Genomic DNA, 14,440 nt, shown 5'->3' on the forward strand with positions numbered 1-14,440 from the left:
TATGAACCCATATCTCTCGACAGACTTATGGAAAGAGACGGTAGAGGATCATTCGATTTTGCTTGGTGAGCCGCCTGAACATAGTGTCCGTACCATTGCTTTGAGTGAGTTGCATGACGAAGAGGCGTGTCGAGAGTATATCCGCTGGTTTCAGAACTATATCGATGCGCCTGACATGAAAGTCGCAGCCTCCATGTTAGCCAAGCGGCTTGGCTTTCTATGGACGACTCCGCTCGTGACCGCGATGACGTTTCATCATCAGCATGTAACCTTTCAGCTGGAGAACAGCTTTCTCTATCATCCGGCGCTCTCAGATCATGAGGGCGGCACACGATTTCCTTTTTTAGCGGTGAATGGGCTTCAGGCTGAAGGACTAACGGGAGACAGGGGAGCATGGCGGGAAAAGGTGCTCGAGGAGATGTTTGCGGTACAGCTTACACCGCTGTTAAAGACACTTGCTGCGATTGCGCCTCTTTCGATGAGTATTCTCTGGGAGAATATCATGGTACGCATCGGCCGACTATTCGCTCCTGATGAAGACGAGACAGAGCAGGAAAGTAAGATCATTCGAGAGGACTTTTCCTATCTGACGCAGGTGGCATCCGGAGAGGTGTTTGGTGAGAGGAAGAATCCGTTAACCCGCTTCACCGATTGTAAGGACAATGTGCATGTTGCCAAAAGTGAGCGGATCACCTGCTGTTTTTATTACCAGATGTCAGGGGAATATTGTCTCAAATGTCCGAAAATTGACAATGAGAAAGAATCTCAACTAAAATGACAACAGCAAGAATTTTACCTTTGCTATTGTCAGGAGATGAGAGAAATGCCGCTGCAAGAACAGACAAGTCTATGGAGTGATACAACGATCAAGATGCTTGACGGGTATAGCGGTACTTTGCAGACAGGCAGCGTTTTAGACGAAACGGATTTAACTTCAAATGTGCTGCTGCTGGCATATGGAGGGGAAGGGGAGCTTGCAATGGATGGCGAGGGTTGCCACATTGGAGCTTCTTTTGCCTGTCATGTGGTGAAGGGAGAATCCTTTACGCTGACGGCCAGATCAGACGAACTTTATTATATCTTGATCATGTACGAGGCTTCTTCCATGGAAGGAGCCTCCCATGCCATGCCCTCGTATCGCAAACATCCGCTGCAAAATTCGTTTATTCAGAACCCTGTGACTCAGGCAGAATGGATCCAGAATGCGGAAAAAATCGTTGGCAAATGGCGTCGTGGCGAAGGACTGGAACGGTTTCATGCCCATGCGTTGCTCCAGGCAATGATCTATGAACTGATCATGGAGTATGAACGTGGTCAAGGCGGAGCAGAGTCCGACATGGTGGATGTAGTCGTGTCATATATATCATCGCATTATCGCCAGAATCTGGAGCTTAAGGAGCTGGCAGCTCTTGCCGGTTGCAGCGTAAGGCAGTTACAGCGACGATTCAAACAAGAGAAGCAGCTTGGACCGATGGAGTACGTCATCCAGCTACGGATGGAAAATGCATCGCGGATGCTGCATCATACAGATGCGTCCATTGGGGAAATTGCTGACAAGATGGGCTACAGCGACATGTATTATTTCAGTAGGGCCTTTAAGAAATATTATGGCGTTCCTCCGCTGCGTTATCGGCTTGATGCCGCTACAGAATCAGATACAAACTATGCTCAATCCTTGCTGCGGAATCGGATGGCTTCTTCGTACGAGTCGGACCAAGGTCCAGTGATATGCCATATGCGGGGTGAATATCCTGTCACCCGTTCTCCACAGCGAATTGCCGTACTTGATGTGCAATATGCGGATCATTTGCTTGCGCTTGGATTGTCTCCAGCAGGAAGTGTGGGATTGGGAAGTGGAACGTTCCATTTCCCGCAATATATCAGGACGGGACTTCAGGGTACCCAGATACTCGGAACGTATGAGTACCCTGATCTGCTTGCTGTCGAACGACTGTCCCCGGATCTGATTATTTGCACCGAGGTACATGATCAGTACTATGAACGGTTAAGCCGCGTCGCTCCAGTTCTTATGTTTAAGCGCAATGAGAGCTGGCAGACCATTCTTGGCCTGTTCGGTGAATTAACTGGTAAACGAGCAGAGGCAAAACGTATACTTGCGGATTATCACCGACGAACCACATTGCTTTCTGAAGAACTTGCTCCAGTACTTGCAGGTAAGAGCGTGGCACTGATTCGTCCACTGGATTCTCTCGTTCGCGTACATTCTGCCTCGCATCGTACAGGTGCTGTACTGTACCGTGATCTGGGTCTGCCAGTTCCGTTATTTGTGGCAGATACCACCGACACGGCCTATCATATCTCCGTTGAGAGATTACCGGCTGTGCAGGCGAGCCACTACTTTTTGCTTAGCAATGAGATTATGCAGGAGGGCATATCCGCGACCGAGCAACGTGTGTGGGGGATGTTAGATACAGATGAGCGACAGCAAATACACTCGGTAGATGCCGCGACATGGATCGGTTGTTATGGGCCGATGGGGATTAATGGGATTGTGGATCAGGTGGAAAAGGCGTTGTTGGGGTGAGGGGGAGTTGCTAGTTTTACCCGTTTGCAGCGAAAGATAGTACGTTCTATTGAAAAGATGATTGGTTCCAATGGTATCGGAAGGCCGTCGGATTCCTCATGGGATGAAGAAGGGCCTTTTTGTTTTAAATGATGGTTCCTTACTTGCATTCTGTACAACACTATGCATATTCAGTATTCAGAACCCACAGGGATGTATGGACTTGGGAGATTAAGTTTCTTGATTTATTCGGAGGGACATCCCTTAACATCATATTCATGTTGCGCGGTCTTGTATTCGCACGTATGCATGGTATAAAGCTTAAGAATATGCAAGAAAAAAAGAATCGGCGAACCGATTCTTAAAAGTAATTTTTCATCCTTACGGCGTAAAAAACAATTTCACATGATAGCAGAATCTACATCAATTAACCGATTAGCTAAGCTTATCTCAATCTTGTACTTCATGATAATTACCAGTCCACGGATCAAAAGCGTATGAATTTACTTCTGAATTTTTTTCTACAGAAAACATATAACCTTTTTTAATTTCATTAGATTCATCTTCTATTAAAGTATTTTTCTCCTTATTAACCACATAAGGTTCTTCTAAATTCTGAGTGACCTTATCTACCGCACTTTCATACGTGTATTGAGGAAGTGTGGTTATTGCATAAATTGGAATAAATATCAAAAAGAGTGTTTGTAAAAAAAATGCTATTTCTCTACGCTTTTTACTTAGTTGAACTTTTAAAAAATAACTCAACACTATGAAAAAGACTAACACCCCAATAAAAGGAAACAGGTCTAAAATATTATTGTAACGAAATTGTAAAAAGATTAAAAAAGACATTTCTATCAGAGAAGCAATAATTATTAGTTTTCTATACATCATATCTCCTTTGAATAAATAGTTGAAGCCAACATCAATGACATCAACTTATCTTAAATATATTTTGAGTGGACTGTTTCGACATAGCTTAGTTAAGAAGCCAAGCATTATAGGCTCCGATTATGCAAAGATCAGTATTACTTCTTCCTTCGCCTTCAACTCTAATTGGTACCCATTCAACTTTTCCGTTCTTTGTATTAATCACTTTAGCATCTACGATCGTTCGCTTACTGCGCAGGCCAATCTTCCCGTTAGATCTTACTTCCAAGTCTTGTGCAGCAAATCTTCCATAAACTTGACCAGTAATAGCTTTGGTGATCTTATCAGCAACAATAGCTGAGCCCAGCGCTGCGAGAATAGCTACAATTATACCACCTGTGCCGATTGTGATAAGGCCGACAATCACGCCTACTATGATTGAAACTTTAGTTCCTTTATCATAATTAAGATTATAAGTTTCTCCAAAAGTGATTTTTTCTTGTTTATATAAATAACCCCATTGCTTCACATTTGGATTAGAATTGTATGCTGAATCTACAAACGTCCAATTACTAGCAGCACTAGTAGCAAAAGATTCATTGTTGCTAATCATCGGATCTGGAGCAACTTTTTCAATATAGTCACTCTCATTAGAATATTCTACTTTCCCATCATTATCAATTGTCATCATATCTCTTGTTTCTTTGTTTTTAATTGTTTGAGATTCTCTTTCGCCATTTACATAAGAAGTTACAATATATTCTTTGTCTGTTTCTTCAATTGAAACTTCCAATGTACTGCCATCCTCAGTAGGGATAACGTATGTACCCGATTCATTAGTTGTACTAGTAGTGTTACTAAATCCACTAGCCCCTGCTACTTGAACACTTAAAATACCAACAATTAGAAGACAAGACAACAATGATGTGAATAATTTTTTCATACGAACACTCCTTTTATTAATATACTTTTAAAACGTTTTCTATCCAATCATTTCCTAATATAATACATAATATCATTTAAGGCAAATTATTATCTTTTCACTATGAGTTATTTTCAAAGAAAGTCCCGACTTCCTTCCAAGCGAATTTGGTGTATAAATTAAGTAAAGATGGATCCCCTCCATCTTTGTCTCGAAGGAAATGTTATGAGGAACGATATTTGAATTCAGGTGCATATGATAAAATGATAGAACGTTTTAATAATACGAATAACAGGAGGTATAACACATGAAATGGCAAGAAGTTAGAGAGCTTTTCCCTGACCAATTTGTTCTGGTTTCTACCACTCATTATCATGAGGAAGATAACAAAAAAATCGTAGATGAAGTTGCTCCAATTCGCACCGTACCAGAACAAGATGCAAATAAAGAGTTTTTTCGAGTAGAACCTGGTAACGTTGTATATCATACGTCGAATCAAGACTTTGTGATTCATCTCCGTAAAGATTAGAAGGACAGACTTTGAACGAAAAAGTTATAGGGAAATTAAAAAAGCAATTGCTATTCATCGTTCTATATATTTTTATCATTGGAATTCAACTCATTACCAACAACTTAGTGAATCATCTCCCTGTATGGACAACTCCGCTGTCAACTTTTAGCTTTATTATATTTTTTATACTGGGCCGTTTAACTTGCCTTGATCTCAAGAAACAAGAGCAGTTCATAACGATCGGACAAAATGTAGATGTGAAGAAGAATAAAAATATCATAATAGTTAAAGGGTTGGGACGAGGTAATAGCAAAGTTTTAATCAAAGATAGTCCTATTCTGAATATGATGCAGCCAAATGACCTGATTGAAATCACGAAATTAAAATATACAAAAATGATAACGAGAAAAGTGAGTGTATAAGGACCAAGAGATACAACTATGAGTAAGTGGTGGAAGAGTTGTAGTACTATACATAAAAATAGAGGATGAATTTTGAGATACGTCTAAGGTAGAAGGAGATAATGTAAATGAACAACATAAACTCTCATAATTGCAACCTAAATATAAGGTATGACCTGCCTGATGAAATGTGGGATAAAGTTTCTAGCGTATATGAGCGTATGCCAGGGTGGATTGGTTATAAAAGTGGAATTCCATATTGGTTTGGAACTGAAGAGGATGATGTTTTCATTGAAGCATCCGTTGAGCCTAGTGGATTATCATTTTATGCACAGATGGATAGCGATGTATGGATGTCTTGGATAGAAACATTTAAGTTGGAAGCGACAAAAGTGTTGGGTTTTGATGTTGGTGAACCTGAAGATGGATATGTGTGATGAAAGAAGGAGGATAAAAAGAAAAAATTGATAAACTCTATTAGCATTGATGAATGGAATGGGACCAAATTTAATGAAGAGATCATTATGAACCCTACATGGGCAGACAGTTTACGTTTTTTGAGAAAACTCGATGGAGATACATTTACATTAGTTTTTTTTGAGGTATCAGACACAGGTTCAGCATTAGTTGGAGGGGGACCGGAATATTTTGTAGTGTCTATTACAATGGATGAACAAATATATACGCTTATGAACGATAAGCAGGGAAATAGTGAAATTTCTCTAGTTATTGGTGGTCAGTTAGGAAATTATTGCGATAACATTTGTATAGAATTAATACCCATGCTTGAAGTACTACAGTATTTTCATGAAACTGGTAAACTACACGAATTACATCAATGGAAACAAGAATAATATTGACTTTTAAAGTAACTTGAAGAAAAAAATTAGCTTCATCTAACATTAAAATCAACATATTCGGTTGAAAATGCATTTCTAAGGAGCATATTCACTGGGGAGAGTAGCGGATGCAGAATAATTGCCAGAAAAGTTGGAGACAGCATACTGTATTTTTATGTAGATCATAAAGTAATTGAAAATTTTTCGAGTGAACAAATTGTAGCGCTTTGTTTATATGAAATGACTTGGCTTGGTTTTACTGAAGAACAAATCAAGAGCAAGACCGATAACTTGGAGAACGACAAATCATCTTAGCAAGTACTACTCAACACAGGAACATTATATGAATCCCAGAAAACTATACATCCATGAAATGAGTGATTTTATGAATATACAAGATTTAAGGGATTGGTCGGATAAGCATAATGCAAGAAATCGGGCAATAGAGGCTTTTTGGCATAACTTAGAAACCTATAGAGTTGAAGATCCTGAGGAGTTTACAGAGTTATTTTGGGATTACGACCAAAAGTATTTGAAAATTTGGATAGAGGATATATCACTCCATATCAAGAGTCTGGAATACCTGGACCCAAGTAATAAAGAGCTTGAATATATTGAAGTGAAGGTCAGAATTGAATATCGAGCAAATCATATAGGCTATTACAGAATAATTTTCGGTATAGACGGCCAGGTTGAAGATGATTATTTTATTTCGGATTGGACTGGATTAAGACTGTATCAAACAAGGAACTTGTTAGAAGATATGAGGGAAGAGATCGAAAACGACCTGATCAATGGGGAAATAAAAGAAAAAGAAGCTATGAAATTAATGAAAATCATAGAAGAGAAGAAAGAAAAAATTCGAAACAGCTATGCTGAGTCGTGAGCATAGGAAACGTTATTAATATCATAACGGGAGAGCTTAGCTCAGCCTAAGGCGCAAAAAAATATTAGATCTTTTTAACTTTAGCACCTTGAGCTCGGCAATAGAAAGATATTTTTCAATTATTTAGATTACTTTGGATATTTCCTTGAGGAAGGTACACTGATTCCCTGTGGGATGAAGAAGGGCCTCCCTTGTTTGTTTTGTCATCACAAAAGAAAGGTTCCTCTGATTCACTTCATATTCGCATCCCATACAACCCACCATATAATGAGCGTATTAAAAAACCATTGGACCATATGGACATGTGAGATTAAGTATTCTGATAATTATCCCATTTTAACCAAATTTTCCTTCGTGAATATCACCACATAGGTTATCATATACGTAGTTCAGATATTACGATGAATGTGTAGTTTTTTCGAAGTGAATGAATTAGATGTTGTAAGAAAAACTAGGAAAATATATAACCATGAAAATCAAAGGATGAAAGAAATGAATAAGAAGACATATCTTGTAAATATAGCTTATCTAATTGACTTGACTGACGAAGAATATAAAGAATTTGATGGGGAATTGACTCCTATACTAGAGAATGAAACTACAATAAGGAGAGATTTGAAATTACATTGGGAGAGCAGTTCCTCTGTATTGCTCGATCCAGAAGCAATGAATTGCGGAAGATGCGCAAAATGTAATTCATGGGTAACTGATAGAGACAAACCAAATCATATTGATGAACTAAATAACGGAGCAGTTGTTGAAGGACAATTACTTTGTGATGAGTGTTTGCCAGAGGAGCATAGGTGGGCTTTTTAGATAATGGATAATGTGAGTAATTTGCAGAAATCTATTCATCACATAACAAAAGTTTCGCGCTATGGGCATGCGCCCTTAACCGTAAGAAGAGATACATTAGAAGCATGATCACCAACACAGGTTTCATTCCTAAGATAAGAACTATCTAAGGATGAAGCCAGTCATGAATTTATGAACGTAAGGTGAACTCCATACATCCATTTTTAAAGAGGTGAAACTCCTGAAAGACAAAACCGAAGTGATGGCTTATTTTAGTTTGTTTGGAGATGAATTCGATCCGAATCATGTAACTTCAATACTTAGAATCGAACCTACCAATACGGCTTACAAAGGCGACATAATTAACAAAAAGCATCGAATAAAAGAAACATCATGGACATTAGGTACGGATTATGAAGAATCATTAGATGTGAATCACCAATTAATAAAAGTAGTCGATACATTAAGAAACAAAGTAAAAGAGATCAATTCGATTCGGATTGAACATCAATTAAGCACGAAATTTTTCATTGTAATAAGAATAGAAGAGGGGGAAACGCCTGCTCTTTATTTCGATTCTGATTTTATTGAATTTGTTAATATGATTCATGCTGAAATTGATGTTGATTTGTATGCAAATCCATATAATGATGAAAAATTGGAATAAGAAAATAAAGTTTCAAGACACGCTTTGAAGGAATGGACATCAGATAACATTGTGTAGGAATAAACGAACCTTAAGGCTCATCAATATCGGATAACAAATTGTTAATGTGTGGGTCAGGCTACCTTTTTGTTGTAAATAGTGGTGTTTCCTTAAAGGAGGATCTTAAATAATGAGAAAACGGCATTCTATTGATAAAGCGGAGTGGTCAGAAACAAGAGAGACCCATTATCACAAAGACTGCAAGGATATGGTATTTTCATTTGGCGATAGACTCATTGAAGTGGATGGCACGGTATATTTGAAACGAAAAGAAGTCGAGATTAAGGTAATAAAACCTCTTAAACGAAAAACATTTTGGTATGAAACATGGCTAAAGATCAAAGAAATCTACAATACATAGTCTAATATAAATTCAACATGATCGCTTAAGAGCCAGTGAAGGTTGATTAATCATTTGGTGAGTAATATCTGGAGGTAATTGAATGACGATAATTTGTCTCGAAGGTGCTAGTTCTGTAGGTAAAAGTACCACTTGTCAGCAGTTCGCTACACAATATGATGCGTTTATTGTTCCAGAAACAGGGTTGCTTTTTGAATCTCCTCAACTTGAAGGTAAGGAACTTATGATGTGGTTACTGGAGAGACAAATCGATAGATGGCATATAGCATATGAGAAGAATCAACAACATGAGTATGTGATTTTGGATGGCGATGTATTTAAGATTTGGTACAGCTGGATATATGGTTCTGAGCACCTATCTTTAGATGAAACAGCGAACTTTTTTAGAGAGAAGTTATTGAAGAATGAAATATCATTACCGGATGCTTATGTACTATTCTGGGCTAAAGAAGATGAACTGCGCAAGCGAAAGGAGATGGATCAGACAAGATCCAGAAGAAATTTTGACAAACATCTGCGCATGATTGAACCTCAAATAAGATACTTTCATTACCTTAATGAACTGGTACCAGGATATGTAGGGATTCATAAAGCAGAGACTGTAGCAGATAATATACATCATATCGTAAAGCATAGCGAGACATTACCGGACATAAAAAAACGAGAGAGCGAGATCTTTGATAAAGTAATTGATTTCTATAAAAGTACTACTCCTTAATCTTAGTGTGATTCTAATAACAGATCCCAAAGCTGCTCTAGCTGTGTCTTGGATAACTGACCAAATACTGCGAACCAAGGAAAAAGGAATATGTAAGGTGAGTTATGGGCGTAAGAAAAAAATATAAACGTAAAATCGTTCGCTCCAATCGATTATTTTATTGGTATGTTGAACCGGATATTGACGATGAAGGGATAATCAAATTACATATCGTTTCTGAGGATAAGAAGTTAATCGTCACCTATGAAGTGGGACAACACAGTATTAAGAACAAGATCCCATTTATAGTCATCATCGGAGAAGAATTCGAAGGCTGGACAACAGAATATGTAGGATACAGAAGAGTACTCACACCGAAATGGAGCGATGAGATCATCACGCCAAAGTTGATAGTAGAAATTATTGAGTGGTGCCTGTGGGAAGAAAAAGAAATAAACATCGTGAATTGGAAAGGTGAACTTCTTCGACCTCTCTCCTGAATGGAGTGTAATTGCATTTGAAAATAATTTAGAGTCATGTGGACTCTTTTGAAAACGCATACGTGAAAACAAGAGATGTAATTAACATTTAATATAAAAGGAGAGAAGCTATGCAGATGAATCGTAGACATCACACGGTAAACAAAGTAATCGCTTGTGTTCTTTCATACATATTTATCATTATGGCAATAGCAGTACCTGCCCACGCTGATGAGAAACAGGTTGAGACTACACCATCCAGGATTCCTTTATCCAATTTAGAGGAGGCGATTGATGCTTATGTTGCCTCGTATGAGAAGTATACCGCTGCCGTTTCGGTTGTGGCTATCAAAGATGGTGAAACTATTGTGAATAAGGCATATGGTTACGCAGATATTGAGAATCAGCGAAAGGCGGATACCTCTACTGTTTTTGAATGGGCTTCCATATCGAAACTGTTGGTCTATACGAGTGTGATGCAGCTTGTCGAACAAGGAAAGCTTGATTTGGAAACGGATATCCAGGAATATCTGCCAGAGGGATTTTTCAAAAAGCTGAAATATGATGATCCGATTACTCTATTGAACCTGATGCATCACAATGCGGGTTGGGAAGATCAAACAGCGGCCGAGGTGTTTGATTACTCCGAGGATGAAACGTTAGAATTAGGAGAAACACTGCGTAAAAATGAGCCGAAACAGATATATAAACCGAATAGCATAGTGGGTTATTCGAACTACGGCGTTGGTCTAGCTGGTTACATCGTGGAAGAGATAAGTGGCCAACCTTTTTATGAATATGTCAATCAACATATTTTTGAACCCCTTCATATGAACGACACTACGATTCATCCAACGGGGCAAGATCGTCCAGACATAGTGCAAAGAAGGAATGAGATTGAAGGGTATACGAAAGATTTGAAACTGATCCCTGAGAACAGAGTATACGTAACATTTTATCCTACAGGGGCAGCCATGGGGACAGCAGAAGATTTAGGCAAATTCCTTGCAGCGCTGATGCCTGTCGATGATAGCAATGTATTATTTGCTAAGAGGGACACGTTAGACGAAATGTTGTCAACAAGTCTATATTATGACGGGACTTCGATTCCTCGATTTGCGCATGGGTTCGTTGAGATGGCATACTGGGTGCCTACACTGATGCACGAGGGGAATTTGAAAGGATTCTCCAGTAAACTTGTCTTTGATCCCGCATCTAAATTTGGGATGGTCGTCATGACAAACCAGTCTTTTGAGGAAATTTATTATTATGGACTTATTAAAGAAATTTTTGGTGATAACGTCAATTCTAATAGAATTACTTCCGATGGGGAAGGATATTTTCAATCTGCACGACGGCCAGCCGCTAGATTTACTGATTTATTCAGGCAGCTTGATATAACCAAATTTTCAAAAGCTGAGTTAAGTAGTCTTTATAATGTGGTTGAGCATAATGGCGTGGTTGAGAAAGTTTCCTTCACTCCTTACATGGATTATTTGCCTGTATCGAAATGGAAGGTGAACTTGATTGTAATATCTTTTATTCCTGTCATACTAGCCATTCTTTTCAGTGTGACAGCTTTGCTCGTCTATTTTATCCAAATGCTACTTTACAAACGAAATAAACGAGGAAATCCTCCAACCCATTTTGATAAATATCATCTTACAATTAATTTTGCAGGTGCGGTACTTCCTCTTAATCTTTTCATCATACACACGAGACTTCCAATTTATCCCGCTCACTCTTCGATACGAATCAATTTGATGTTTAACCTACTTTATGTGGTTCTAGCAGTCGCGTATCTTGGCTTGCTTATGTACAAACTACGGAAGGACAGTTACAGCAAAAAGCAAAAGGTGATGCACATCATGTCTGGCATCTCGGCTTTCATCTTGGCTGCTTTTGTTGCGGGATGGAATTTGTATGTTTAGAGTGACAAACGCTGAATGTAGATATTTCAAGTATTACAAAGGCTCGCGGAGGATTACCTAAATGAAGTGATATTAAGTGGGGTCAATTAAAAGGAGTAAAGGCAGCAGTTCCTTATCGGGACTGCTGTCTTTGTTTTAGTGCGCCCTTTGGCAACGTGTGCCTCGGCATATTGAAGGGAGATCAAGATCATCCTATTTTTTGTCTCTCAAAATAAATATTTTAATAGAACTGTAAATGACCACTAGAATATTCAATAATAATAGACCTATATATCCATCAGTTAATTTTGTTCTTTCAATCCACTTATTCACTAACTCTCCAGAGAGAGCTTGTTTTCCTAAATATTTATCTATATCATTTTGATTTATTTCATCCCTATATATAAGTGGAAACTCCATGCTGTTGGAAGAAGCAGCTAGCGGCGGATAGAACTCTACCCATTTCTGACCTGCCCATCGATCATACTTATAATGCAAGTCTGCGCTGAATTCAGGATTGTCCCACCTCAGGAAACCCAAGATGATTAGAATACATAGTGTGATGACGCTGAATATTAACTTCTTGTTATTCAAATAAACCCCATCCTTATGTGTGTACTACTAACAATATCACTGTGTGAAAACAACTTTATCATCCGTATATTCTATCAGTATTTTCCGTTATCTGTAAGTAGATTAATTCAATGAAATGCTAGTAAGTAAAAAAACAATCGATCAAAGAATCGTTGCAGCAGGTTTTCGAAGAAGCTAGACAGCGTGCAGGGATTGCAAAAAAAGGTGAGTATTCATGCGCCTCGCCACGCATTTGCTGGAAAACGGGAAAGATCTACGGTACATCCAGGTGCTACTCGGTTATACGAGTACACGAACAAACTCAGCGCTATACGCATGTTAGTATGAAAAATATTCATCGTATTCAAAGCCAATCGGATCATATAGATACGGGAATTGAGCATCCCTATAATTCTCCCTTTTTCACCAAATTTTTCTTCGCAAATATCACCGTATAGGTTATCATATACGTAGTTCAGATATCAGGCAGGAAGTGTGGTATTTGCGAAGTACATAGATTAGATGTTATACGAAATTCTCAAAATAAAAATAGATTAAAATAAAGATCCCAAATGGAGGTAAATTAAATGGATGTATTTCAGATTAACAAAGAAGACGACAGACCTATTGCACTGACAGTTAAAAATTATGAGAATAAAACACGAAAAACTGATCCGTTCTATGTTGAAATGAAGAACGAAATTAAGCATTTTGCAATTTGTCCTGCATGTAAAAACCCAATTATAGTAGTAAATCTATATGTTGATAAAACATTAGACGAAAATAAAAATAAAATGCCTATGCATGCAAAACACTGCAAGTATGACGTCAAAGGGTTAGCAGAGTACAGCCAAGCAGCATATGATAACTGTTCTTTTGCGAATCCCTCAAAATTTGGTGGTACATCAAAACATAATAATAAAGGAAGACGTAACGAAATTGTTTCGCTAATTAAAGAATACCCTGTGATATTATATAACGAAATAAGAAGTATTACTGGTATTGATTTTACTGAAAATGCTTTTTCATACATGATTAAAAATTTTATTAAATCCGAAGGTTATTATTATAAGTATATAAACAAGTACAATTTGCCATATAGTTTCTTGAATATGCAAAAGGGAATTAGAATATTCAAAAGTCAGCTATACTATTCTGATATAAGAAATGAACTGATTAAAAGCATCAATGATAGTAAGTATTTTTGTTACAAGAATTACAAAATAGTTCCTAAAATTGAAGATGGTTTTTATGAAATTGAACTTTATTTAGCCAACCATAATGTTGACAAAGAATATGAAAGTGAAACCATAGATGTTGTGATTGTAGAGAAATTTGATGGCAAATTAAATGAAATTTTTAACATAAATATAAAAATAAATCTTGAAAAGTATATTAATACAGTGGATAAGCATCGCCGTATTAATAGCTTAACTGATGATATTCGTATTGAAGACGAGTATTTTGAGAACTTCGTATAACTTCGTATAACATAATATTCAAGCAGCGGCTCCGATGGAGCCTTGGTCTGCTGGATGCATTTCCAGGAGGCATTTCAGCAGCCAACCCCTTCGGGGTTCATGAATACAGGAACGTTATTGGAAATTCTCTAATACTATTGAAAAGGACGTGAATAGAAATCGAAACTTTAAAAAAATATGCCTCCTTCCAAATAGTTAATCATACAATCTCTACAAAACTTGATAGCTTGCCGAAACATAGCGATTTCTTTTTCTCATTAAGGGACGATCCTTATAAATTAAATTGGGAAGCTATTAATAGAGGGTCGAACGCTATGATGCATAAAATACCTAGTGAACAAGAAATAACCTTATATAGTGGAGCTAGAATAAAAAGTGGACACCCGTTAACGGACGGAAGGATAATAAGACTAACGGAGGTGTCCACATGGGAGAACAGCGGCAACGATATAACGAAGAATTCAAGAAACAAACGGTCAAATTCA

The 14,440-nt window shown here is 37.8% G+C and carries 18 protein-coding genes; 15 read left to right on the forward strand and 3 right to left on the reverse strand.

Going from position 1 to position 14,440, the window contains the following annotated elements; all coding sequences use genetic code 11:
- Nucleotide 1 precedes the first annotated feature (1 nt).
- Both PAEAM_RS13975 and PAEAM_RS13980 read left to right on the forward strand, forming a co-directional pair.
- Complete coding sequence (locus PAEAM_RS13975) at nt 2–778, forward strand: IucA/IucC family C-terminal-domain containing protein (RefSeq protein WP_100527953.1); 777 nt, start codon at nt 2–4, stop codon at nt 776–778.
- A 45-nt stretch (nt 779–823) separates the two neighbouring features.
- On the forward strand, nt 824–2,545 hold the full coding sequence (locus PAEAM_RS13980; RefSeq protein ID WP_100527954.1) for a helix-turn-helix domain-containing protein: 1,722 nt from the start codon (nt 824–826) through the stop codon (nt 2,543–2,545).
- Between the two features lie 429 nt (nt 2,546–2,974).
- On the opposite strand, the gene PAEAM_RS13985 is transcribed toward PAEAM_RS13980, so the two are convergent.
- Together PAEAM_RS13985 and PAEAM_RS13990 are read right to left on the reverse strand one after the other, a co-directional pair.
- Nucleotides 2,975–3,376: a hypothetical protein gene (locus tag PAEAM_RS13985; protein WP_165789918.1), complete on the reverse strand. Its 402-nt coding sequence runs from the start codon at nt 3,374–3,376 to the stop codon at nt 2,975–2,977.
- A gap of 127 nt (nt 3,377–3,503) precedes the next feature.
- A complete protein-coding gene (locus tag PAEAM_RS13990; protein ID WP_100527956.1) occupies nt 3,504–4,337 on the reverse strand; it encodes a hypothetical protein in 834 nt (277 codons plus the stop codon).
- Nucleotides 4,338–4,623: 286 nt separating this feature from the next.
- Between PAEAM_RS13990 and PAEAM_RS13995 the strand changes: the two genes are divergently transcribed.
- The 12 genes from PAEAM_RS13995 to PAEAM_RS14045 all read left to right on the forward strand — a co-directional run bounded on the left by PAEAM_RS13995 (nt 4,624) and on the right by PAEAM_RS14045 (nt 11,922).
- Nucleotides 4,624–4,845: a hypothetical protein gene (locus PAEAM_RS13995; protein ID WP_100527957.1), complete on the forward strand. Its 222-nt coding sequence runs from the start codon at nt 4,624–4,626 to the stop codon at nt 4,843–4,845.
- An 11-nt stretch (nt 4,846–4,856) separates the two neighbouring features.
- The gene (locus PAEAM_RS14000) at nt 4,857–5,249 is read left to right on the forward strand and encodes a hypothetical protein (protein ID WP_100527958.1); all 393 of its coding nucleotides are present in this window, start codon (nt 4,857–4,859) and stop codon (nt 5,247–5,249) included.
- 107 nt (nt 5,250–5,356) lie between these two features.
- Nucleotides 5,357–5,665, forward strand: a complete 309-nt coding sequence (locus PAEAM_RS14005) for a hypothetical protein (protein ID WP_100527959.1) — start codon at nt 5,357–5,359, stop codon at nt 5,663–5,665.
- A gap of 87 nt (nt 5,666–5,752) precedes the next feature.
- Complete coding sequence (locus PAEAM_RS14010) at nt 5,753–6,082, forward strand: hypothetical protein (RefSeq protein ID WP_165789919.1); 330 nt, start codon at nt 5,753–5,755, stop codon at nt 6,080–6,082.
- A 150-nt stretch (nt 6,083–6,232) separates the two neighbouring features.
- Nucleotides 6,233–6,382 carry a DUF6557 family protein gene (locus tag PAEAM_RS32705; protein ID WP_445253369.1) on the forward strand — a complete coding sequence of 50 codons (150 nt, stop codon included), beginning with the start codon at nt 6,233–6,235 and terminating at the stop codon, nt 6,380–6,382.
- 28 nt (nt 6,383–6,410) lie between these two features.
- Nucleotides 6,411–6,953, forward strand: coding sequence for a hypothetical protein (locus tag PAEAM_RS14015; RefSeq protein WP_243391355.1), 543 nt, complete (start codon nt 6,411–6,413; stop codon nt 6,951–6,953).
- Nucleotides 6,954–7,376: 423 nt separating this feature from the next.
- Entirely contained in the window at nt 7,377–7,769 is a 393-nt protein-coding gene (locus PAEAM_RS14020; RefSeq protein WP_133120435.1) for a hypothetical protein, read from the forward strand.
- Nucleotides 7,770–7,980: 211 nt separating this feature from the next.
- Nucleotides 7,981–8,415, forward strand: coding sequence for a DUF4279 domain-containing protein (locus tag PAEAM_RS14025; RefSeq protein WP_243391356.1), 435 nt, complete (start codon nt 7,981–7,983; stop codon nt 8,413–8,415).
- A 169-nt stretch (nt 8,416–8,584) separates the two neighbouring features.
- On the forward strand, nt 8,585–8,815 hold the full coding sequence (locus tag PAEAM_RS14030) for a hypothetical protein (protein WP_100527963.1): 231 nt from the start codon (nt 8,585–8,587) through the stop codon (nt 8,813–8,815).
- 82 nt (nt 8,816–8,897) lie between these two features.
- A complete protein-coding gene (locus PAEAM_RS14035) occupies nt 8,898–9,533 on the forward strand; it encodes a P-loop NTPase family protein (RefSeq protein ID WP_100527964.1) in 636 nt (211 codons plus the stop codon).
- Nucleotides 9,534–9,637: 104 nt separating this feature from the next.
- A complete protein-coding gene (locus PAEAM_RS14040) occupies nt 9,638–10,012 on the forward strand; it encodes a hypothetical protein (RefSeq protein ID WP_100527965.1) in 375 nt (124 codons plus the stop codon).
- 110 nt (nt 10,013–10,122) lie between these two features.
- On the forward strand, nt 10,123–11,922 hold the full coding sequence (locus PAEAM_RS14045) for a serine hydrolase domain-containing protein (protein WP_100527966.1): 1,800 nt from the start codon (nt 10,123–10,125) through the stop codon (nt 11,920–11,922).
- 192 nt (nt 11,923–12,114) lie between these two features.
- Here PAEAM_RS14045 and PAEAM_RS14050 read toward each other — a convergent pair whose 3' ends face one another.
- The gene (locus tag PAEAM_RS14050) at nt 12,115–12,495 is read right to left on the reverse strand and encodes a hypothetical protein (RefSeq protein WP_100527967.1); all 381 of its coding nucleotides are present in this window, start codon (nt 12,493–12,495) and stop codon (nt 12,115–12,117) included.
- Nucleotides 12,496–13,061: 566 nt separating this feature from the next.
- Between PAEAM_RS14050 and PAEAM_RS14060 the strand changes: the two genes are divergently transcribed.
- Nucleotides 13,062–13,955, forward strand: coding sequence for a hypothetical protein (locus tag PAEAM_RS14060; RefSeq protein ID WP_100527968.1), 894 nt, complete (start codon nt 13,062–13,064; stop codon nt 13,953–13,955).
- Nucleotides 13,956–14,440: the final 485 nt, after the last annotated feature.

It is taken from the genome of Paenibacillus sp. GM1FR (genome assembly GCF_002803315.1).
Lineage (GTDB): Bacteria > Bacillota > Bacilli > Paenibacillales > Paenibacillaceae > Paenibacillus > Paenibacillus amylolyticus.

Excerpts from the sequence above, each read along its gene's own strand:
- PAEAM_RS13985 (WP_165789918.1), bottom strand. The coding sequence starts at position 3,376 with ATGTCTTTTTTAATCTTTTTACAATTTCGTTACAATAATATTTTAGAC.
- PAEAM_RS13980 (WP_100527954.1), top strand. The coding sequence starts at position 824 with ATGCCGCTGCAAGAACAGACAAGTCTATGGAGTGATACAACGATCAAG.
- PAEAM_RS14040 (WP_100527965.1), top strand. The coding sequence starts at position 9,638 with ATGGGCGTAAGAAAAAAATATAAACGTAAAATCGTTCGCTCCAATCGA.
- PAEAM_RS14035 (WP_100527964.1), top strand. The coding sequence starts at position 8,898 with ATGACGATAATTTGTCTCGAAGGTGCTAGTTCTGTAGGTAAAAGTACC.
- PAEAM_RS13975 (WP_100527953.1), top strand. The coding sequence starts at position 2 with ATGAACCCATATCTCTCGACAGACTTATGGAAAGAGACGGTAGAGGAT.
- PAEAM_RS14045 (WP_100527966.1), top strand. The coding sequence starts at position 10,123 with ATGCAGATGAATCGTAGACATCACACGGTAAACAAAGTAATCGCTTGT.
- PAEAM_RS13990 (WP_100527956.1), bottom strand. The coding sequence starts at position 4,337 with ATGAAAAAATTATTCACATCATTGTTGTCTTGTCTTCTAATTGTTGGT.
- PAEAM_RS14010 (WP_165789919.1), top strand. The coding sequence starts at position 5,753 with ATGAACCCTACATGGGCAGACAGTTTACGTTTTTTGAGAAAACTCGAT.
- PAEAM_RS13995 (WP_100527957.1), top strand. The coding sequence starts at position 4,624 with ATGAAATGGCAAGAAGTTAGAGAGCTTTTCCCTGACCAATTTGTTCTG.
- PAEAM_RS14060 (WP_100527968.1), top strand. The coding sequence starts at position 13,062 with ATGGATGTATTTCAGATTAACAAAGAAGACGACAGACCTATTGCACTG.
- PAEAM_RS14005 (WP_100527959.1), top strand. The coding sequence starts at position 5,357 with ATGAACAACATAAACTCTCATAATTGCAACCTAAATATAAGGTATGAC.
- PAEAM_RS14015 (WP_243391355.1), top strand. The coding sequence starts at position 6,411 with ATGAATCCCAGAAAACTATACATCCATGAAATGAGTGATTTTATGAAT.
- PAEAM_RS14030 (WP_100527963.1), top strand. The coding sequence starts at position 8,585 with ATGAGAAAACGGCATTCTATTGATAAAGCGGAGTGGTCAGAAACAAGA.